At 57.9% G+C, this 19,992-nt stretch carries 17 protein-coding genes and 1 tRNA gene; 7 read left to right on the forward strand and 11 right to left on the reverse strand.

What is annotated here, in order from left to right; translation table 11 throughout:
- The first annotated feature begins 38 nt into the window (after positions 1-38).
- The 4 genes from EXZ61_RS06455 to dcd all read left to right on the forward strand — a co-directional run bounded on the left by EXZ61_RS06455 (position 39) and on the right by dcd (position 4,433).
- The gene (locus EXZ61_RS06455) at positions 39-1,193 is read left to right on the forward strand and encodes a BMP family ABC transporter substrate-binding protein (RefSeq protein ID WP_142810182.1); all 1,155 of its coding nucleotides are present in this window, start codon (positions 39-41) and stop codon (positions 1,191-1,193) included.
- Positions 1,194-1,251: 58 nt separating this feature from the next.
- The gene (locus EXZ61_RS06460) at positions 1,252-2,289 is read left to right on the forward strand and encodes an adenosine deaminase (protein WP_142810184.1); all 1,038 of its coding nucleotides are present in this window, start codon (positions 1,252-1,254) and stop codon (positions 2,287-2,289) included.
- A gap of 126 nt (positions 2,290-2,415) precedes the next feature.
- Complete coding sequence (guaD, locus tag EXZ61_RS06465) at positions 2,416-3,753, forward strand: guanine deaminase (RefSeq protein WP_142810186.1); 1,338 nt, start codon at positions 2,416-2,418, stop codon at positions 3,751-3,753.
- 113 nt (positions 3,754-3,866) lie between these two features.
- Positions 3,867-4,433: a dCTP deaminase gene (dcd, locus tag EXZ61_RS06470; protein WP_142810188.1), complete on the forward strand. Its 567-nt coding sequence runs from the start codon at positions 3,867-3,869 to the stop codon at positions 4,431-4,433.
- Positions 4,434-4,449: 16 nt separating this feature from the next.
- On the opposite strand, the gene EXZ61_RS06475 is transcribed toward dcd, so the two are convergent.
- Positions 4,450-5,814: an HD-GYP domain-containing protein gene (locus EXZ61_RS06475; protein ID WP_142810190.1), complete on the reverse strand. Its 1,365-nt coding sequence runs from the start codon at positions 5,812-5,814 to the stop codon at positions 4,450-4,452.
- A gap of 202 nt (positions 5,815-6,016) precedes the next feature.
- Here EXZ61_RS06475 and EXZ61_RS06480 point away from each other — a divergent pair, with 202 nt between their 5' ends.
- Entirely contained in the window at positions 6,017-7,495 is a 1,479-nt protein-coding gene (locus EXZ61_RS06480; RefSeq protein ID WP_425353621.1) for a DEAD/DEAH box helicase, read from the forward strand.
- A gap of 55 nt (positions 7,496-7,550) precedes the next feature.
- On the opposite strand, the gene EXZ61_RS06485 is transcribed toward EXZ61_RS06480, so the two are convergent.
- Positions 7,551-8,393, reverse strand: coding sequence for a symmetrical bis(5'-nucleosyl)-tetraphosphatase (locus tag EXZ61_RS06485; protein ID WP_142810192.1), 843 nt, complete (start codon positions 8,391-8,393; stop codon positions 7,551-7,553).
- A gap of 24 nt (positions 8,394-8,417) precedes the next feature.
- Between EXZ61_RS06485 and EXZ61_RS06490 the strand changes: the two genes are divergently transcribed.
- A complete protein-coding gene (locus EXZ61_RS06490) occupies positions 8,418-9,713 on the forward strand; it encodes a hemolysin family protein (protein ID WP_142810194.1) in 1,296 nt (431 codons plus the stop codon).
- An 18-nt stretch (positions 9,714-9,731) separates the two neighbouring features.
- Here the strand turns inward: EXZ61_RS06490 and EXZ61_RS06495 are convergent, their stop codons facing one another.
- Together EXZ61_RS06495 and EXZ61_RS06500 are read right to left on the reverse strand one after the other, a co-directional pair.
- Positions 9,732-10,502 (reverse strand): YdcF family protein, encoded by a 771-nt coding sequence (locus EXZ61_RS06495; RefSeq protein WP_142810196.1) that lies wholly within the window; start codon positions 10,500-10,502, stop codon positions 9,732-9,734.
- A gap of 18 nt (positions 10,503-10,520) precedes the next feature.
- Complete coding sequence (locus EXZ61_RS06500; RefSeq protein ID WP_142810198.1) at positions 10,521-12,317, reverse strand: tetratricopeptide repeat protein; 1,797 nt, start codon at positions 12,315-12,317, stop codon at positions 10,521-10,523.
- A gap of 106 nt (positions 12,318-12,423) precedes the next feature.
- Here EXZ61_RS06500 and EXZ61_RS21875 point away from each other — a divergent pair, with 106 nt between their 5' ends.
- Positions 12,424-12,573, forward strand: a complete 150-nt coding sequence (locus tag EXZ61_RS21875) for a hypothetical protein (protein ID WP_168224714.1) — start codon at positions 12,424-12,426, stop codon at positions 12,571-12,573.
- 34 nt (positions 12,574-12,607) lie between these two features.
- Here the strand turns inward: EXZ61_RS21875 and EXZ61_RS22080 are convergent, their stop codons facing one another.
- The 7 genes from EXZ61_RS22080 to EXZ61_RS06535 form a co-directional block, all read right to left on the reverse strand.
- On the reverse strand, positions 12,608-12,946 hold the full coding sequence (locus EXZ61_RS22080) for a BON domain-containing protein (protein WP_237219107.1): 339 nt from the start codon (positions 12,944-12,946) through the stop codon (positions 12,608-12,610).
- A 187-nt stretch (positions 12,947-13,133) separates the two neighbouring features.
- Positions 13,134-13,209: transfer RNA gene (locus EXZ61_RS06510), tRNA-Thr, on the reverse strand.
- A 48-nt stretch (positions 13,210-13,257) separates the two neighbouring features.
- A complete protein-coding gene (locus EXZ61_RS06515) occupies positions 13,258-14,262 on the reverse strand; it encodes a class 1 fructose-bisphosphatase (protein WP_142810200.1) in 1,005 nt (334 codons plus the stop codon).
- 22 nt (positions 14,263-14,284) lie between these two features.
- Entirely contained in the window at positions 14,285-16,993 is a 2,709-nt protein-coding gene (gene pepN, locus EXZ61_RS06520; protein ID WP_142810202.1) for an aminopeptidase N, read from the reverse strand.
- Entirely contained in the window at positions 16,977-17,651 is a 675-nt protein-coding gene (locus tag EXZ61_RS06525) for an HAD family hydrolase (protein ID WP_142810204.1), read from the reverse strand. The genes pepN and EXZ61_RS06525 overlap by 17 nt, the downstream gene beginning before the upstream one ends.
- Positions 17,651-18,755 (reverse strand): peptide chain release factor 2 gene (prfB, locus tag EXZ61_RS06530; protein WP_142810206.1). Its coding sequence is split into 2 segments (ribosomal slippage): positions 17,651-18,673 and positions 18,675-18,755, totalling 1,104 coding nucleotides; the frame shifts between segments, so codons are not numbered across the junction. Before prfB ends, EXZ61_RS06525 begins: the two co-directional genes overlap by 1 nt.
- A gap of 40 nt (positions 18,756-18,795) precedes the next feature.
- Positions 18,796-19,893, reverse strand: coding sequence for an ABC transporter ATP-binding protein (locus tag EXZ61_RS06535; RefSeq protein WP_142810208.1), 1,098 nt, complete (start codon positions 19,891-19,893; stop codon positions 18,796-18,798).
- Between the last annotated feature and the right edge of the window lie 99 nt (positions 19,894-19,992).

Consider the following 19,992-nt stretch of genomic DNA (forward strand, 5'->3'; position numbering starts at 1 on the left):
TTCTTTTTACGCGCTCTTTTATTAACGAAGGAAATGACATGACAGATTTGCAGAAACGTTCATTGCTCAAAATTGCAGCACTGACCGCCGTGGCCGGTGCCGCGCTGGTAGGTTGCGGCAAGAAGGAAGAGCCGGCTCCTGCTCCCGCGCCAGCGCCGGCAGCGGCCGCACCTGCGCCTAAGCCAGAACCCTTGAAGATTGCGTTTGCCTACATCGGCCCAGTCGGTGACGGTGGTTGGACATTTGCACACGACAACGGCCGCAAAGCTATTGAAGCCGAGTTCGGTGACAAAGTGGTCACCAAGTTCGTGGAAAACGTGCCTGAGTCTGCGGATGCTGAGCGCGTGATCCGTGAGTTGGCCAGTGACGGCAACAAGCTGATTTTCGGCACCACCTTTGGCTACATGGAACCCATGTTGAAAGTCGCCGCTGACAACAAGGGCGTGAACTTCCAACACGCAACCGGCTACAAAACAGCGGACAACTTGAGCACCTATGACAGCCGCACCTACGAAGGCGCGTACATGGCGGGTGTGATTGCTGGCAAGATGACCAAGTCCAATGTGTTGGGCGTGGTGGCTTCCGTGCCAATTCCTGAAGTGATCCGTAACATCAACAGCTTCACCTTGGGTGCACAAAGCAGCAACCCCAAGATCAAGACCAAAGTGGTATGGGTGAACGAATGGTTTAACCCACCAAAAGAAACAGAAGCAGCTACCTCTTTGATCAACGGCGGCGCGGACGTGCTGTTCCAAAACACGGACTCTCCAGCCGTGTTGAAAACAGCCCAAGAAAAAGGCAAGCGCGCCTTTGGTTGGGACTCTGACATGACCGCCTACGGTCCTAAAGCCCACTTGGCGTCTGCTGTCATCAACTGGGGTCCTTACTACATCAAGACCACGAAAGACGCTTTGGAAGGTAAGAACGCATCTTCACAAAGCTGGTGGGGTGTGAAAGAAGGCGCGATTGATATCGTGTCTATCGCCGAAGACGTGCCTGCTGAAACCAAGGCCAAGGTGGACACCGTCAAGGCAGGCCTGAAAGACGGCAGCTTCGTGATCTGGAAGGGCCCTATCGTGGACAACACTGGCAAAGAGCAAATTGCTAAAGATGCCGTGGCCGACGACAAGTTCTTGGGCGGTCTGAGCTTCTACGTCAAGGGCGTGGAAGGCAAGATCCCAGGCGCTAAGTAAAGCCTCGTGAGTTGAATGAGGGCCGCTCTAGAGCGGCCCTTTTTGTTTGGAGAATTCTATGAACTACCCCCTTGTTTCTCAAGATCGTTTGCCTGAACTGCTGCGCCGTATGCCCAAGGCAGAACTGCATATGCACATTGAAGGCTCCCTTGAGCCTGAGCTGATGTTTGCCTTGGCAGCACGTAATAGCGTGCAGCTGGCCTACCCTAATGTGCAGGCGCTGCGTGACGCCTATGTCTTCAACAACTTGCAAGAGTTTTTGGACATTTACCACGCTGGCACCATGGTGCTGAAAACCGAGCAAGACTTTTATGACATGACCTGCGCCTACCTCGCACGCGCCCAGGCAGACAACGTCTTGCACACCGAGATTTTCTTTGACACCCAGACCCACACGGGGCATGGGCTGAGTGCTGCCACGGTGATCAATGGTCTGCACCGCGCGTGCGCAGACGCGCCCGCCAAATTCGGCATGACGGCTTCGCTGATCTTGTGCTTCTTGCGCCACTTGAGCGAAGAAGAGGCGTTTGCCTGCCTCGAAGAGGCACTCCCCATGCGCGACAAAATCGTGGGCATTGGTCTGGCTTCCAGTGAGCTGGGCCACCCCCCCGAGAAGTTTGCCAAAGTGTTTGCCCGTGCGCGCGAATTGGGTTTCCGTTTGGTGGCCCATGCGGGGGAAGAGGGGCCCGCGTCCTACATCTGGAGCGCGCTCGATGTGCTCAAGGTTGAGCGCATTGACCACGGCGTGCAAGCCTTCACCGACCCGGCCTTGATGCAGCGCCTAGTGCAAGACAAAATACCACTGACGGTGTGCCCGCTCTCCAACCTGAAGCTGCGCGTGTACCCAACGCTGGCCCAGCACAACTTAGGCAAGCTGTTAGATGCAGGCATTGTGGCTACTGTGAATTCAGACGACCCAGCGTACTTTGGGGGCTACCTCAACGAGAACTTCACGCAAACCTTTGCCGCCCTGGGTTTGAACTCGCAGCATGCCTACCAGACCGCGCTCAATAGCTTTAACGCCAGCTTCATCGACGCCAGCCTGCGGCAAAAGTATGTGCAACGGCTGGACGAGGTGTTTGAAACCTTTGCCTGAGCCGCGCACTGTGGTTGCCGATAGGTACTACCCATTGCGCAGATGCTCACCCATGGTGGCGCTGGGATAGTGCCTATTCGCTGGGCTGTATAAGGCCCGCTTTGTTCCCCGTTTAAGCTTGCGCCCATGAATTCTTACCGCGCCTCTCTCCTCTGGTTTGCTCCGTTTGACGGAGTGGCAGCTCAAGCCCTGTATGAGCAAGATGGCCTCTTGGTCGTGGGGCCGGATGCGCAGGGCCGCCAAGTGGTGCAAGCCATTGGCGCGTGGGCCACGTTGGCGCCGGTGTACGCCCATGTGCCTGTGACGCACTTCCCGGGGCGCATCATCGCACCGGGGTTTGTGGACTTGCATGTGCACTTTCCACAAACCAATGTGATCGGTTCGCCCGCCAGTGGCCTGTTGCCTTGGCTGGAAAACTACACATTCCCAGAGGAAAAAAGGTTTGAGTCGCCCGAATACAGTGCGCAAGCCGCTTCTTTTTTTATAGCAGAACTGCTGCGCAATGGGGTGACTACGGCGCTTACGTTTGCGACCTCGCACGCCCAGTCGGTGGATGCCTTGTTTGCCGAGGCGCAGACACAAAAGATGCGCATGATCACCGGGCTGTGCCTCATGGACCGCCACGCGCCAGCCGATTTGCTCAACCGCGCATCCCCTGATGGCAAGTTTGACGCTGCCGAACACAGCGTGCTGGAGTCCGAGGCGCTGATTAACAAATGGCACGGCATAGACCGCTTGGGCTATGCCATCACACCACGCTTTGCCCCCACCAGCACCGACGCGCAGATGCAAGGTGCCGGTGACTTGGCGGCGCGCTATCCCGATGTATGGATTCAGTCCCATGTGGCTGAAAACAAAGATGAGATTGCCTGGGCGCGCCAACTGTTTCCCAAGTCACGCAGCTACCTGGCGACCTATGCCGACTTTGGGCTGATGCGCGAGCGTGCGGTCTACGCGCACTGCATCCACTTTGACGATGACGACCGCGCCTTGATGCGCGATACGGGCGCCGCAGCGGCAGTGAGCCCGACCAGCAATCTGTTTTTGGGCAGCGGCTTTTTTGACTACGCCGGTGCCGACCGCGTGGGCTTTCAGTACGGCTTGGCCAGCGATGTGGGAGGTGGCACCAGCTTCAGCCCCTTTCACACCATGCTCGGTGCCTACTATGTGGGCCGTGAAGGGCAGACCAAGCAAGGGCTGTCCTTATCACCCCAGGCCTTGTGGTGGCAGCACACGGCGGGCGCTGCCCGTGCTTTGGGCTTAGGCGGTCAAGCGGGGGCTGCTGCGGTGGGTAACTTGTTGCCCGGCTGTGAAGCCGACTTTGTGGTGCTCAACCCTCAGGCCACGCCGCTGTTGGCGCGCAAGACCGCCATTGCGTCCAACTTGGATGAACTCTTGTTTGCCATGATCGTGCTGGGGGATGACCGTTTGATTGAAAAAACGGTCATTTCGCAGGCCATTTAGGCCTCTGCCGCCCATGGGGCTTGCGTAGGTAGCTATTTATTTTATAGCGCTTGGGCTCGGCTATGCCTGCAGGCTGCTTGCTTACAATCGAACTAACTTAGGAGATTGACCCCATGAGCATCAAGAGCGACAAATGGATACGCCGCATGGCTGAGACCACCGGCATGATCGAGCCCTTTGAGCCCGGCCAAATCCGTGAGCGCGAGGGCCACAAAATCATTAGCTATGGCACCAGCAGCTATGGCTACGACATCCGCTGTGCGCCCGAATTCAAGGTGTTTACCAACATCCACAGCACCGTGGTGGACCCCAAAAACTTTGATGAAAAGAGCTTTGTCGACTTCCAGGGCGACAGCTGCATCATTCCCCCCAACAGCTTTGCCTTGGCTCGCACGGTGGAGTACTTCCGCATTCCCCGCAACGTGCTGACCATTTGCCTAGGTAAAAGCACCTATGCCCGTTGCGGCATCATCGTGAATGTCACCCCGTTTGAGCCTGAGTGGGAAGGGTATGTGACCTTGGAGTTTTCCAACACCACGCCGCTACCTGCCAAAATCTATGCGGGTGAGGGCTGCGCGCAAGTGCTGTTCTTTGAGAGCGATGAGGTGTGTGAAGTCTCTTACAAAGACCGCGGTGGCAAGTACCAAGGCCAGCACGGCGTGACCTTGCCCAAAGCCTAGACGGTTCGGCTAACCGTTAAACGGGCCATTGCGCCATCGCGCGCTTGAGGGCGTCAAAGCACCGTGGGTCTATGGCCGTGCCCACGGTTTTTTCCATCATTTCCAATGCCTGCGGTATGGGGATCGCACCCCGGTATGGCCGCTCGGCGGTGATCGCGTCAAAAATGTCAGCAGTCGTGATGATGCGAGTTTCCATTGCAATGTCTGGGGCTTTGAGTCCACGTGGGTAACCTCCACCGTCTAGCCGCTCATGGTGGGCGCCTGCAATGCGTGCCAGCTCCTTGAACGCGTGGATGCGCGACAAAATGGCCTCTGTCAAAGCTGCATGCTCACGCACGGCGGCCCACTCTTGCGCGTTGAGCTGCCCAGCCTTGTCTAACACGCTGTTGCTCACCCCTAGTTTGCCCACATCGTGCAAGAGGGCGCCGCGCTTAAGCCAGCGGCGACGCTCCATGTCCAAGCCCATGGCCTCTGCGATGAGGTCGGTATAGAGCGCCACGCGCGCACTGTGTCCACTGGTGTAGGGGCTCTTGGAGTCCACCACCTGTCCAAACGCCGTGGCAATGTCGTCCAAGTAGTCGTCATCCAAGGGGACTTCGTAGCGGCCAGGCTCTAGGGAGTGGACTTGTTTTTCTAAGTCGTCGGAGGCCAGCGCTTGCCAAAACGCAGAGCGCCCGGCCAAAATTTCCACAACCCCTACGTGGCTAGGATCAAACCATTGCCCTGAGCGGTTGCGCACTTCATCGAGGGCCGCGCCGACGCCGTCGGCGGTGTGAAAAACGTCGATGACTTGGGCCAGTAGTGCGATCCTCGAATACACCGGTATGGCGTCTGCCTGCAGTCCAATGGGCTTGCCTTGGCCATTCCAATGCTCATCGAGGTTGTAAATGCCGTCGGCCACACCTTCTGAAAAACGCAGCAAGCGCGCGATCTCGGCGCCGCGTTGGCAACGTGTCTGAATCAATTCCCGCGAGATTTCGGGCCCATCTCGAAAGATATGCAGCACGCTTTTAAAGCGCTCAGCCAGCCCGGCTTTCAAACCCGTGTGCTGCAACACAAAGCGCACCACCTGGGGCAGGCTGTCGCCAACAGCCTTGAAGTCGCGCTTGAAGTTCAGGTCGTCCGTGAGGTAGAGCTCACAAATGCGCGCAGCGTTGCTACTACAGCCCAAGTCCTTGAGCAAGAGCGTGTAGTAGAGCTCCCACAGCTGCAATTCTGAGAGGCCCAGCTCCTTGCCGATATGCATGCCAATCCAGCAGCAGCGCACACAGTGGCCTTGCGGTTGTCCCTCAGTGATATCCAGCGCGTGGCTCAAGGCACTGATGAGCTCTGACAGCTTCAGTCCGTCGGAAATCGGGCTGAACGAAGTGGGGCTGGGCATCGGCATCGTTGCATTCTAGGCACGCCCGTGGCCCTTGTCACGGTGCGTGAGATCGACCTTTTGGTCCGAGTGGAGGATAATACGGGTTTGCCCCAGTTCTTTGGGGTCGATCAGCTATCGGATTGATAGCATTTTTTCCTTGCTATGAATGACCGATTTGACATCTGCTGTTACCCCTGAATTGAACGCTGACACCCTGCCCATGGCCTTTGCCCAGCTGCAGCTGTCTGCCCCCTTGGCCCGCGCTGTGGCTGAAATGGGCTATGAGACCATGACGCCTATCCAGGCGCAGGCAATTCCGGTGGTTTTGCAAGGCCGCGATGTGATGGGCGCCGCCCAGACAGGCACCGGCAAAACAGCGGCTTTCTCTCTGCCTCTGCTGCAACGCATGTTGCGCCACGAAAACGCGTCCACTTCTCCAGCCCGCCATCCTGTGCGCGCCTTAGTGTTGTTACCCACCCGCGAATTGGCGGACCAAGTCGCCCAGCAAATCAAGCTGTACGCCAAGTACACCAACTTGCGCAGTGCCGTGGTGTTTGGCGGCATGGACATGAAGCCCCAAACCTTGGAGCTCAAGGCGGGGGTGGAAGTGCTGGTGGCAACACCTGGCCGTTTGCTGGACCATATTGAAGCCAAATCCGCCGTATTGAACCAAGTGGAATACGTGGTGCTGGACGAGGCGGACCGCATGCTGGACATCGGATTCTTGCCAGACTTGCAGCGCATCCTGTCTTACTTGCCCAAACAGCGCACCACCTTGCTGTTTTCCGCCACATTCTCTCCAGAGATCAAGCGCTTGGCGGGGAGCTACTTGCAAAACCCGGTGACCATTGAAGTCGCGCGCTCCAATGCCACGGCATCCACTGTGGAGCAGCATTTCTACAGCGTGAACGAAGACAACAAGCGCCACGCTCTGCACCAAATATTGCGCAAGCACAGCATCAAGCAGGCGTTTGTTTTTGTAAACAGCAAGCTCGGATGCGCACGCCTGGCGCGCTCTTTGGAGCACGAAGGCCTGCGCACCGCGGCCTTGCATGGCGATAAGAGCCAGGACGAACGCCTGAAAGCGCTGGACGCGTTCAAAAAAGGCGAGGTAGACCTGTTGGTGTGTACGGACGTGGCTGCGCGCGGCTTGGACATCAAAGACGTGCCTGCCGTGTTTAATTTCGACTTGCCTTTCAACGCTGAAGACTATGTGCACCGCATTGGTCGTACGGGCCGCGCAGGTGCGTCGGGCTTGGCTGTCAGCTTTGTGGGCGGCAACAACGATGCGCGCTTGGCGGGCGATATCGAGAAGTTGATCAAGACCAAGATTGATCTTGAGGCGTTTGAGTTTGACGAAGACACGCCAGACATTCGCAAGCAAGGCCGTATCAACGACGGTCGCCGCATGTATGCCGAGGGTGCGCAAGACGATTCACGTCGCCGCAACCACAGTGGCTCTGTGCGTGATGTGGCACAAGAAGGCCAATTTGCGCGCCAAGAGCGTGTAGGGCGTCGTGAGTTTGCCCGCCCATCAGCGCCACGCGACCCGTTTTTTGACAAGCCCTACGAACCAGCAGCGGCCACCGAGCAAACCAGTTCGCCGTCATGGGAAGCATCGGCCCGTCCTGCCGCACGGGGTGTGTCAGCCAATATCAAGCACAAAGTCAAGGTCGCTGCGCTCTTCAAAGCCAGTTGATCAGTGCGCTAACCCAATCCCTATGGGACTGGTGTTTTGCCTTGGTGCTTGAGGCCTAGCCAGGCTTTTGGGCTTGTTCGCAGCGCTGTTGTACCAAACTGGGAGCCGCTTCAGGGGTTTCGAGTTTGAGTGCACTGAGGCAGCCGCCCCAGACGCAGCCGGTGTCTAGGGCATAAACGTCCTTGCGTGCAAGTAAGCCCAAAGTAGACCAGTGCCCAAAGGCCACGATGTCTTGGGCAGTTTGGCGGTTCGGGGCATCAAACCAAGGCATATAGCCTGCAGGGGCGCTGTCGGCTCCATCTGTGGTTTTGAAGTCCATTTGGCCGCTGGCTGTGCAAAAACGCATGCGGGTCAATGTGTTGACGATCAATCGCGAGCGGTCCATGCCGGTGAGGGCGTCGCTCCAGACATCGGGTTGATTGCCGTACATGGCATGGAAAAATTCGCCAGCCTCGGGCGAGCGGAGAATGGTTTCAACTTCCGCCGCCAATGCTATTGTTTTTGCAGCGCTCCACGCAGGTTGTACGCCGGCATGGACCATGAGCAGTGTCTTTTTTCCCCACGCCAATTCCAGTGCCAAGTGTTGCTGACGCAGCCACTCCAGCATGGGCGCACGGTCTGGCGCATGCAATATGCCATCTAAGGTGTCCTTGCGGTGTGCCGGACGCACCCCATAGGACACCGCTAACAGGTGGAGGTCGTGGTTGCCTAACAGGCACTGCGCACTGACGCCGTAGCCCATGAGCCGTCTCAAAACGCCTGCCGAGTCCGGGCCACGGTTGACCAGGTCACCCAAGAGGTAGAGCGTGTCACGGCTTGGCGAAAACGCCACGGTGTCTAAGAGCCCTTGCAAGGCAGTGTTGCAGCCTTGTACATCGCCGATAAGGTAAAGTGCCATGGTGTTTATTCTCGCTGAGCCTACATGGACATTTTGTTGATTATTTTGCTGACTCTTCTCAATGGCGCCTTTGCCATGTCGGAGTTGGCGCTCACCGCCAGCCGCAAGGTGCGCTTGCAGACCATGGTGGAGGTGGGTGACAAGGGGGCGAAAGCCGCATTGGCATTGCTAGACAATCCCACGCAGTTTTTGTCAACGGTCCAGGTGGGAATTACTTCCATTGGTATGCTCAATGCCATTGTGGGCGAAGCGGCATTTAGTGACGGAGTGGCTGCGTGGCTGCAAGCCACCTTGCAAATCTCTGCAAAAGCTTCTGAGATTTCTGCGACCGCGTTTGTGGTGACCTGTATCACCTTTGTCACCATCCTGTTTGGTGAGTTAGTGCCAAAGCGTATTGGTCAACTTTACCCTGAGGCCGTAGCGCGTCTGATGTCGCGGCCCATGACTTGGGTTGCTATTGGAGCGAAACCCTTTGTGCGCCTTTTGTCTGTCGCTACGGTAGCCATACTGAAACTGCTGCGCATCGACACAAGCGACAACCGAGCCGTGACAGAGGCCGAGATTACGGCCAGTTTGGAGGAGGGCGTTGACGCCGGAATCATTGAAGAGCATGAACACCAGATGGTGCGCAATGTATTCCATTTGGATGACAGACCGCTGACCTCCATGATGCTGCCACGCTCTGATATTGAGTGGTTGGACGCTAACCTCTCGGTGGCCCAGTGCCTGCTGAAAGTGAGCACGGCGGGGGACAAAGGCAGCCACTCTTGGTACCCCGTCTGCAGGGGGTCCTTGGACGATGTGATTGGTCAGATCAGTGTGGGGCGTTTGTTATCCCTCCGAACGGACGAGCACTCCAGCATCCTGTCTCAGGTGGAACCAGCGGTGTTCGTCCCGGAAACGTTGAGTGGTATGGAGCTGATTGAGCAGTTTCGGGTCAAGGCGGCGCGCATGGTGTTTGTGGTGGACGAGTATGGCGTGGTGCAAGGCTTGCTTACTCCGCACGATTTGCTTGAGGCCATTACCGGAGAGTTACATCCTTCCCCTCAAACACAAGCGTGGGCGACCGCGCTGGTTGATGGCTCGTGGGTGCTGGATGGTCTTATGCCGGTCGGTGAGTTGAAGGCCCGTTTAGATATTGACGAAGACCTACCGCAAGAAGACCGAGGGCGTTACAACACCTTGGCTGGGTTGCTCATGTCTGTTTCTGGACACATGCCCATGGTTGGCGAGGTGGTCATCTGTGCCCACTGGCGTTTTGAAGTGACGGAGTTGGAAGGGCGGCGCATTGAAAAAGTCCTTGCCCGCCGAACCATCTAGAGCGAACGGGCAAAGTCCTTACATCCTCCCTGTGAGTCGATACACCGCGATACCGAGGTACTCGTGCAAAATGATGTCCCAAGCCGGTGGCCCCTTGGCGATGGAGTAGTCCAACCAGTCCGCGGCTGGCTTTGACTGGTAATCCACAGGGTAGGCTGTAACGTTCCATCCGGCCTTTTTAAAAGTGGCCATGGAGCGTGGCATGTGGGTTGCAGACGTCACCAGTAACCACCGTTGCCGAATGTCTACATTGGGCATATTGGCGCTAAATGCCGCGTTTTCGTGTGTGTTGCGGGACTTAGATTCATACTCAATGCGAGCATCCGCCAAGCCCATGGTGGTATAGAAGACGCGGGCCCGCTCTGCTTCGCTTGGGCCTGAGCCCATGAGCGTTCCCTCGCCGCCCGTATAAATCACACGCAGGTGCGGGTTGCGGTGAATCAATGCCACGGCAGTCGTGAGTCGCTCACCACTCGCTGCTAAGAGGGGCTGTAGATGTGCTTGTTGTAGCTCTCCAGACTCCGTTGCACCACCCAAAACCACAACGCCTACATACGCGCTCAGGTCCGCCTTGGGGTCCATTTCTTCGTACTGGCTTTCTAGGTAGTAGCCTAGTCGATCACGGGGATAACTCCAGCCGATGAGCAGCAGCACAAGTGATGCGGCCACCCATAGCCGGCGTGCGCGCATGGGGTGTGAGCGTATAAACCACAAACCTGCAAGCATCAAAGCAAGCACGTACCAAAGCGGCTGAGTCACAACGTCCAAGATCTTTGATGCAACAAACATTGCAAGATCCCCTGCGGTCTATTCGCAGTTTCTAAAGCTACGAGCTTGGCATTCCTTGGCCAGTGTTCTGGCCTGTGCAAGTTGCAGTTCACTCATTTTGCTGGCGACCACGCCACGGTTTTTTAGCGCATTGGCATTGCTGGAGAGCGCCCCCAAGTTAAACCACATGTGCGCGCGAACCACGTCCTTTGGGACACCTTGGCCGTTGTCATACATCACACCCAAGTTAGTCAGGGCGCTGGCGTTGCCTTGTGCTGCCGCTTGACGGAACCAGCGAAGCGCTTGGCCGTAATCTTGGGTAACACCCAACCCTTCAAGGTACAAGGCTGCCAAATTGAGTTGGGCACGCAGATGGCCTTGCAGAGCCGCTTTTTCGTACCACAGGGCAGCCTCGGCGTAGTCCTGAATAGCACCTCGTCCGACATCGTGCGTCACGCCCACTGCATACTGTGCAACGGCATCACCCTGTTGAGCGGCCAGGCGGTACCATTTCGCGGCCTCTAGCGGGTCTTGAACAACTCCTTTGCCAGCGTCGTACATGCCGCCTAGGTTGACCTGTGCTTGGGCAGAACCTTGTGCTGCCGCTAAGCGGTACCACTTCACGGCTTCCATGGGGTTAGCTACGACGCCACGACCATCCTCATGCATAGTGCCAAGGTTGGTTTGCGCCAGAGCGCTGCCTTGGCTGGCTGCCAAGCGGTACCACTTGGCGGCCTCGGCATAGTCCTGCATGAGCCCTCGACCCGCGTCCAGCATCACTCCTAGGTTGGCTTGCGCGCTTTTGTCTCCTTGGGCTGCCGCTAACCGGTACCATTTGACGGCTTCTTGCGCATCAGGCGCGACACCACGGCCCGTGTCTAAGGCAAAGCCCAGGCCTGCTTGCCCCAAAGCATTGCCTTGGGCCGCAGCTTGGCGAAACCAGCGCAGCGCTTCTATGGGGTCTTTGGGTGCACCTAAGCCACCGTCTACCAACACGCCTAAATGCGCTTGCGCAACCGCATTGCCTTGGTTGGCTGCCTGTCGCAACCATTTAGTTGCCTCAGCATAGTCTTGCGGTACGCCTTTGCCAGTGGCAGCCATCACACCCAAGTTGGCCTGCGCATTGGCATTGCCCTTGGCTGCAGCCATACGGAACCAACTGGCCGACTCAGTTAAATCAAGCGGTGCTTTTTGCCCTTCCTTGTAGAGCATGCCCAAGGTGTTTTGCGCATTGACATCGCCCTGCAGGGCGGCTTTTTTGTACCACTTGACGACATCGTCGGGGTCGCCACTCGTTACCAAGCCTTTGTCATACAGAAGCGCCAAGCTACTTTGTGCAAAGGCGTTGCCTTGCTCTGCTGCACGTTCAAACCATTTCACCGCTTCTGCTTGGTCCTGTTCTACGCCTTGCCCCAGGCTGTACATCGCGCCCAGGTTTGCCTGCGCCACTGCCAAGCCCTGCACCGCTGCACGGCGGTACCATTTGACGGCTTCTCCAAAATCTTGTGCGACACCGCGGCCGTTGTCAAATAGCACGCCAAGGTTCACCTGCGCGTTTGCGTTGTTTTGCGCGGCGGCTAGCCGGTACCACTTGACGGCTTCCACCAGATTTTTGCCAACACCTTGACCATTTTCAAACATGAGGCCCAAGTTGAATTGACCCAATGCGTCCCCTTGGTCTGCCGCTGAGCGATAGCCCTTTACTGCTGTTTCAAAATCACCGCGTATATACGCTTCGCGCGCGTCGTCCAAAGGGCCGGAAAATGCCGTTGGAGCGTTCAAAACAGTCGCCAAAACAGTGGCCAAGAGTGCGAGCTTGGAAGTTAACTTGTGCATTGCGCGTAGGCTTTTGGGGTAACGAAGAGGTTCTAGGCTAGAGCGTAATTATGGGGCTTAGGCATAGGGCACCTCAGGACTGCACCAGAATCAATTTCACCTGCTGGTGAGTGAGAGCACTCGATTGCGTGTGTTGATGCGCCGCGCGTACCTGTGGAGCTGGGCGACCATGCCTTACCGGCCTAGCAACTTGATAGGCTCCTACTTGTGCGCCATGCCTTTTGAGCCTTTGCATGGCGTAGAGATTCACAACTAGGGCGCATGCGCTAACTGCGCAGTCCTCGGCCTGCTTAAGGTTTGATCGTCAATTCGTCGTGAATCGCATGCACGCCGTCCGCAGCCCGGGCAATGCGCAGCGCCTCATCGATCTGCGTTTGGGTGTCTAGTACACCTATCAAGCGCACATCGCCCTTGAGCGTTACTACGGCAATTTCAAAGCTCTTTAGAGCAGCGCTTTGATGCAAGGCCGTTTTCACGTGCTCGGTGACATCCACGTCAGACACATTGCCTGCAGCGGTGTTTGTTGCTGGAAGCGCTATTCTTGGCTCTGGCGGCTTGCCACATCCGGCTAGCATTTGAGCCGTAGCGAAGAAGGTGCTTAACAAAACTTGGCGGCTGAATTTCGGCATCACATTGGGTCTCCCTGAAAGGTGCCACCGTGTTGGACGGCAACCCGGTCAGCATCGCGGAGGGCAGCAGGATTGTCGGTGCGCTGACCCACACTGGCAGACTTGCGCCGCTGCGCTGGAGGCGGAAGTTTTGAAGTGATCGCCGTGAAAAAGCCCGCTGACCTTGCGATCATCGGGCTTCAAAAATTGGTGCCGCTTAACGGAATCGAACTGTTGACCTTCTCCTTACGAAGGAGCTGCTCTACCAACTGAGCTAAAGCGGCACTAAGCCTTCAATTATACCGAGCTAAGTGCTGCTGGCTGGGGCCGCCTTACGCTTCGTTGTGGTAACGGGTGACGCGTTCGACCTCGTTTTTGGAGCCCAATACAACGCTTACGCGTTGGTGCAGTTTTTCGGGTTGGATGTCCAAAATGCGGGTGCGCGCGTTGGTGGCCGCGCCGCCTGCTTGCTCGATGAGCCAGCCCATGGGGTTGGCTTCGTACATCAGGCGCAGCTTGCCTGGCTTGTCGGGCTCGCGCTTGTCCCAGGGGTACATAAAGATGCCGCCGCGCGTGAGAATGCGGTGCACGTCGGCCACCATGCTGGCAATCCAGCGCATGTTGAAGTCTTTGCCGCGTGGGCCTTCCACGCCTGCCAAGCATTCGTCCACATAGCGTTTGATGGGCGCATCCCAGTGGCGCATATTGCTCATGTTGATGGCAAATTCTTTGGTGTCTTCCGGCACCTTGACGTTTTCTTGCGTCAGGATGAACGAGCCTTGTTCGCGGTCTAGGGTGAACATGGCGACTCCGTCTCCCACGGTCAGCACCAAGGTGGTTTGCGGGCCGTACACGCAGTAGCCTGCAGCCACTTGCTTGCAGCCGGCTTGCAAGAAATCTTGCTCCGACACGCCCGCACCTTCGGGTTTTTTCAACACGCTAAAGATGGTGCCGATGCTCACGTTCACGTCGATGTTGCTGGAACCGTCCAAAGGGTCGAAAAGCAGCAAGTACTCGCCTTGCGGGTAGCGGTTGGGCACCACGTAGATGCCTTCCATTTCCTCGCTGGCCATGGCGGCCAAGTGGCCGCCCCACTCATTGGCTTCGATCAGCACTTCGTTGGCAATGATGTCCAACATTTTCTGCATCTCGCCTTGCACGTTTTCGCTCTCGGCGCTGCCCAGCACACCTCCGAGCGCACCTTTGTTGACGGAGCGACTGATGCTTTTGCAAGCGCGAGCCACCACTTCCAACAACAGGCGTAGCTGCGCGGGGATGTGGCCATCCACCCGCTGCTGCTCTACCAAGTAGCGCGTTAAGGAAATCTTTGAAGACATCACAAACTCCTGAAATGAAAAATCAGTCGGCCAATGCGCGGTCTACCACCTCGCGTACGTCATTGCTGAGGTCCGCTTTGGCCGCGACCCGCACCAAGGCTTCACGCGCGGCGCTGCGGTAGGGTTCGGCCAGCTTTTTCCATCGGTCCATGGCGCGCGCCAAGCGTGCTGCCACTTGGGGGTTGATGGCGTCGAGCTCCATCACGCGCTCGCTCCAGAAGACATAGCCTGCGGCGTCCGCACGGTGAAAGCCGCCAGGGTTGCCACTGCAGTAGCTAAAGATCACGCTGCGGGCGCGGTTGGGGTTGCGGATGTTGAAGTCAGGGTGGCTGAGTAACTGGCGGACCGCGGGCAACACTTGGCCCCCACGATCGCTGGTCCCAGCTTGCAGCGCAAACCACTTGTCTAGCACCAAGGCTTCGTCCTTGAACATGGCGTGGAAGCTCGCCAGTGCGGGCGCTGCCAAGGCATGGCCGCTGCCCACCAAGGCTTGCAGGGCGTTGAAGCGGTCTGTCATATTGCCCGCATCTTTGAAGCGCTGCAGCACCTTGCCCGGCCACACGGGGTCGCCGGACGCAGTGGCTGCCAGGCACAGGTAGCTCAGTGCCATGCCCGCCAAGGCGCGGCGGCCTGAGGACAGTGGGTCTGGACGGTAGGCGCCATTGTCTTTGTGGGTGGCGTAGGCCCATTCCCAATCCGCTTGCAAGGCGGTGGCCAGTTGCAAGCGCATGCCTTCGCGCACGCTGTGAATGCGCTGCGGGTCTACCACGTCGAGCTGTTCAGCGATGTAAGTCTCTGAAGGCAGGGTGAGCACCAGCTCTTTGAATGCCGCGTCCAGCGTGGGGTGGCGCAGCACCTCGCGCATGGCGGCGATGTAAGCATCATTTAGGCCATTTACGCCCGTGGAATCTGCGTGAGCAGCTATTGAATGTATAGCGCTTTGCAAAGCCAGGCGTTGACCCGCTTCCCAGCGGTTGAACGGGTCTGGGTCGTTGGCCAAGAGGGTGAGCAGTTCAGCGTCGCTGTAGTCGTAGTCCAGCACCACAGGTGCCGAGAAGCCGCGCAAGATGGATGGCACAGGTGCCTCTGCCACGTTCACAAAGGTGATGGACTGCGTGGCTTGCGTCAACACCAGCAGGTGGCTGTCAGCACCCGCCACGCTACCGTCTTGCAGTGCTAGAGGCAGAGCATTGCCGCTGGCGGCGCCCAGCAAACCGATGCTGACGGGAATGACAAACGGGGCTTTCTCGGCTTGGCCGGGCGTCGGTGCGCAGCTTTGGCTGAAATGAAGCGTGTAAGTTTGCGCTGCAGCGTCAAATTCGCCGCGCGCCGCCACGCGGGGGGTGCCTGCTTGGCTGTACCAGCGCTTGAACTGGGGCAGGTGTTGCGCCAGTGCGGAGCCGAGGTTGGCATCTGCAATGCTTTGCGCAAAGTCGTCGCAGGTGACGGCTTGGCCGTCAAAGCGCTCGAAGTACAGCTTCATGCCTTGCTCAAAGCCCTTGCGACTCGTGAGGGTCTGCATCATGCGCACGACCTCGGCACCTTTTTCGTAAATGGTGACGGTATAGAAGTTATTGATTTCAATGTAGCTGTCGGGCCGCACCGGGTGCGCCATGGGGCCTGCGTCTTCGGGGAACTGGGCGGTGCGCAGCACGCGCACGTCTTCAATGCGTTTGACCGCACGGGCACTGGCATCTGCGCACAGGTCTTGGCTGAACTCTTGGTCGCGGAACACGGTCAGGCCTTCTTTCAGGCTCAGCTGGAACCAGTCGCGGCATGTGATGCGGTTGCCCGTCCAGTTGTGGAAATACTCATGCCCCACCACGCTCTCGATGTTGGCGTAGTCCACATCGGTAGCAGTGGCCTGGTTCGCCAACACGTACTTGGTGTTGAAAATGTTCAGGCCCTTGTTCTCCATGGCACCCATGTTGAAGTCGCTGGTGGCCACAATCATGAAGCGCTCCAGATCCAGCGGCAGGTTAAAGCGCGCTTCGTCCCAGGCCACAGATGCCATCAGGCTGTTCATGGCGTGCTCGGTCTTGTCCAGGTCGCCGGGGCGCACATAGACCTGTAGCAAATGGTCCGTGCCCGCGCGGCTGGTAATGCGCTGCTCGCGTGCGACCAATTGACCCGCGACCAAGGCAAACAAGTAGCAAGGTTTTTTGTGCGGGTCTACCCACTTCGCGAAGTGGCGGCCGTCTTCTAGGTCACCGCTGTCCACCAAGTTGCCGTTGGAGAGCAACACGGGGTATTTGGCTTTGTCTGCGCGCAGGGTGACGGTGTAGCTGGCCATCACGTCCGGGCGGTCCAAGAAGTAAGTGATGCGTCTAAAGCCTTCGGCCTCACATTGGGTAAAGAAGGAATCGTTGCTCACATACAGACCCGACAGCGCCGTGTTTTTGCTGGGGTTGCAGGTGGTGAAAATTTCCAACGCAATGGGGTCGCTGCCTTCGGGCAGGTTTTCCAGCACCAAATGGTTGCCGTCCATCTTGAAGGTGGCGCCTTGGCCGTTGACCAAGACGCGCGCCAAGTTCAGTTCCTCGCCCACCAAGCGCAGGGCTTGCACCGGCACATCCGGGTTGCGGCACAAGGTCATCTTATTGAGCACGCGGCTTTTGACAGGGTCTAGGTCAAAACTCAGGTCTACGGTGTCAATCCAGAATGCAGGTGCGGTGTAGTCCGCTCGCAAGACGGTGGTAGCGGGGCCGTGGCCCTCACGCAGTTGCAACATAGGTTTTCTCCAGAAATTTAGATTCAATCAATGCGCTGAAATCGGGTGCATAGGCCAACACATGCGGCCCCGCCAGTTCGCGGGCGCTATGGCTAGTGCCAATGCCAACGGCCTGCATGCCTGCGCGGCGCGCCGCCTCAATACCCAAGGGCGCATCTTCAAACACCACGCATTGTGCAGGCGATACACCCAAACGGCGAGCAGCTTCCAAAAAGATCGCAGGCTCGGGCTTACCAGGCAAACCTTCGTCGCCCCGAACGATGACGCTGGGCGCGTGGGCCATGCGCAAGTGGCTGAAGGCAAAGTCTACGTTGTGGCGGTCACCCGCCGTGCCCACCCCGATCGCCAAGCCCATTGCGCGGGCTTGCTCGGCAAAGGCACTAAAGCCCGCCACCTCCGCAAACTGCGGGCCAAACAAGGACCGGTACAGGGCTTCTTTTTCTTCAATGAAGGCCAGCGCATGTGCTTCAGGAATGTCCGCCTGAAACAGCTCGCGCATGCACTCCACGCCGTTGCGCCCGGTGGTGCGGCGCATCAGGTCGTCGATATCGACTTCCAGCCCTTGGCTGCGCGCAAACTCCGCCCAAGTGCGCCGGTGCGTTGGCATGGAGTCGATCATGGTGCCATCCATGTCGAAAATCAGAGCGGACAAGCGCATTACACGCCTTGCTTGAGGGACGCTTGGATGAAGATGTCCAGATCGCCGTCCAGCACCTTTTGCGTGGCTGACACTTCGACGTTCGTGCGCAAGTCTTTGATGCGGCTGTTGTCCAGCACATAGGAGCGGATTTGGTGGCCCCAGCCTACGTCGGTCTTGGTGTCTTCCAGCTTTTGCTGGGCTTCTTGCTGCTTGCGCAACTCAAAGTCATACAAGCGGCTGCGCAAGCGCTTCCACGCCACGTCGCGGTTGCTGTGCTGGCTTCGACCGTCTTGGCACTGCACCACAATGCCCGTGGGGATGTGGGTCAAACGCACGGCGGAGTCGGTCTTGTTGATGTGCTGACCACCCGCACCACTGGCGCGGAAAGTGTCGGTTCGCACATCAGAGGGGTTGATTTCGATCTCAATGGAGTCGTCAATCTCGGGGTACACAAAGATGGACGCAAATGAGGTGTGGCGACCGCCCGACGAGTCAAACGGGCTCTTGCGCACCAAGCGGTGCACACCGGTCTCGGTGCGCAGCAGGCCAAAGGCATATTCGCCTTCGATCTTGATGGTGGCGCCTTTGATGCCTGCGGTGTCGCCAGCGGTTTCGTCTTCCACAATGGTTTTAAATCCCTTGCGTTCTGCGTACTTGAGGTACTGGCGCAGCAGCATGCTGGCCCAGTCGCATGCCTCGGTACCACCAGCACCGGCTTGGATGTCCAAGAAGCAGTTCAGCGGGTCTGCCGGGTTGTTGAACATGCGGCGGAATTCCAGCCCTTCGATGATGGTGGCCAGTTTGGCGCCTTCACCTTCGATGGTGAGCAAGCCAGCTTCGTCGCCGTCTTCCTTGGACATCTCATACAGCTCGGAGTTGTCCGCCAATTCACGAGAGAGGTCGTCCAGGGTGACGACCACGCTGTCGAGGGCTTTCTTCTCTTTGCCCAGTTCTTGGGCGCGTTTGGGGTCGTTCCAAACGGTGGGATCTTCTAGGGATGCGTTAACCGTGCGCAGGCGCTCTGACTTAGCAGCGTAGTCAAAGATACCCCCGTAACTCGAGCGTGCGTGCGCTCAAGTCGTTGAGTTGGGAGCCAATGAGGTTGATGCGTTCGATATCCATGGGGTGTCCTGACGGTGGTGCGTGTAGTTAACCCGCTATTTTAGTTGCCACCTGCTGTACTGAGGGCTTGACTCTCAAACGTCACGATATGGTCGACCTCTGGGCGTATGCCGATCCACTCGCCGATGCGGTGGTTGTGGTGGCTCGGGACGTGGGCCAGCACGGTTTCGCCCGTGAGCAGTTGCAGGCTGTAGAGGAACTCATTGCCCCGAAAGGCTTTGGTCAGAATCTTCGCTTTGACCGGTGCGGCGTCGTCATGCACGATGTCGTCGGCCCGCAGCAAGATGTCACAGGGGCCGAGCGCCAGGCGGTCTTGTTCCTGTTGGTGGATTCCATGTAAAGCGCCCAAGGGCGTCACCACATGCTTGTGGGGCACGCCATGTTCCTCGTGCAGTTCCACATGCGCTGGCGTGAACACGCCATGGCCTATGAAATCCGCAACAAAGCGCGTTGCCGGGCGGTGGTACAGGGTGTAGGCGTCCGCCCATTGGTGCAACTGCCCTTGCTGCATAACGCCAATGCGGTCGCCAATGGCAAACGCCTCCAACTGGTCATGGGTGACAAACAGGGCGGTGGCTCCGGCGGCCTTAAGAATAGTGCGCAGCTCTTGGGCCAAGCGTTCCCGCAGGTCCACATCCAAGTTGGAAAAGGGCTCGTCTAGCAGCAGCAGCTTTGGCTTGGGGGCCAGTGCCCGTGCAAGTGCCACGCGTTGCTGTTGACCACCCGATAGCTCGTGCGGATAGCGGCTGGCATGGCTTTGCAAGCCCACCAATTGCAGCACTTCCAGAATGCGGGCCTGGCGCTGGGGCTTGCTCCATGCGTGAATGCCAAAGCCTATGTTTTGGTCTACGGTCATGTGCGGAAACAGCGCGTAGTCTTGGAACACCATGCCCATTTCGCGCTGCTCTGCGGGCAGTGCGTGCTGGGCACTGCTGACGGTAATGCCATTGAGTCTGATATGGCCACTGTGCGTGGACTCCAATCCAGCAATGGCGCGCAGCAGGGTGGTCTTGCCGCAACCAGAGGGGCCAATGAGTACACCTATCTCGCCCACCTTGAGGCCAAAACTCACGGCGTCCACCGCAGGTGGCAGGGATGCGCGGTAGCGCACACTAAGGGCTTCAAGTTCTAAGTACATGCCTGAAATTGTAGGTACTTACAATTCTCATTCGCAGTCTGAGGGCTTGGCCCCGTTCATCTCTTGAGGTCTTTGCCAGCCGTGTTTCTAGCCGTGCCC

Origin of the sequence: Rhodoferax aquaticus, assembly GCF_006974105.1 — a bacterium.
Classification (GTDB): Bacteria; Pseudomonadota; Gammaproteobacteria; order Burkholderiales; family Burkholderiaceae_C; genus Allorhodoferax; species Allorhodoferax aquaticus_A.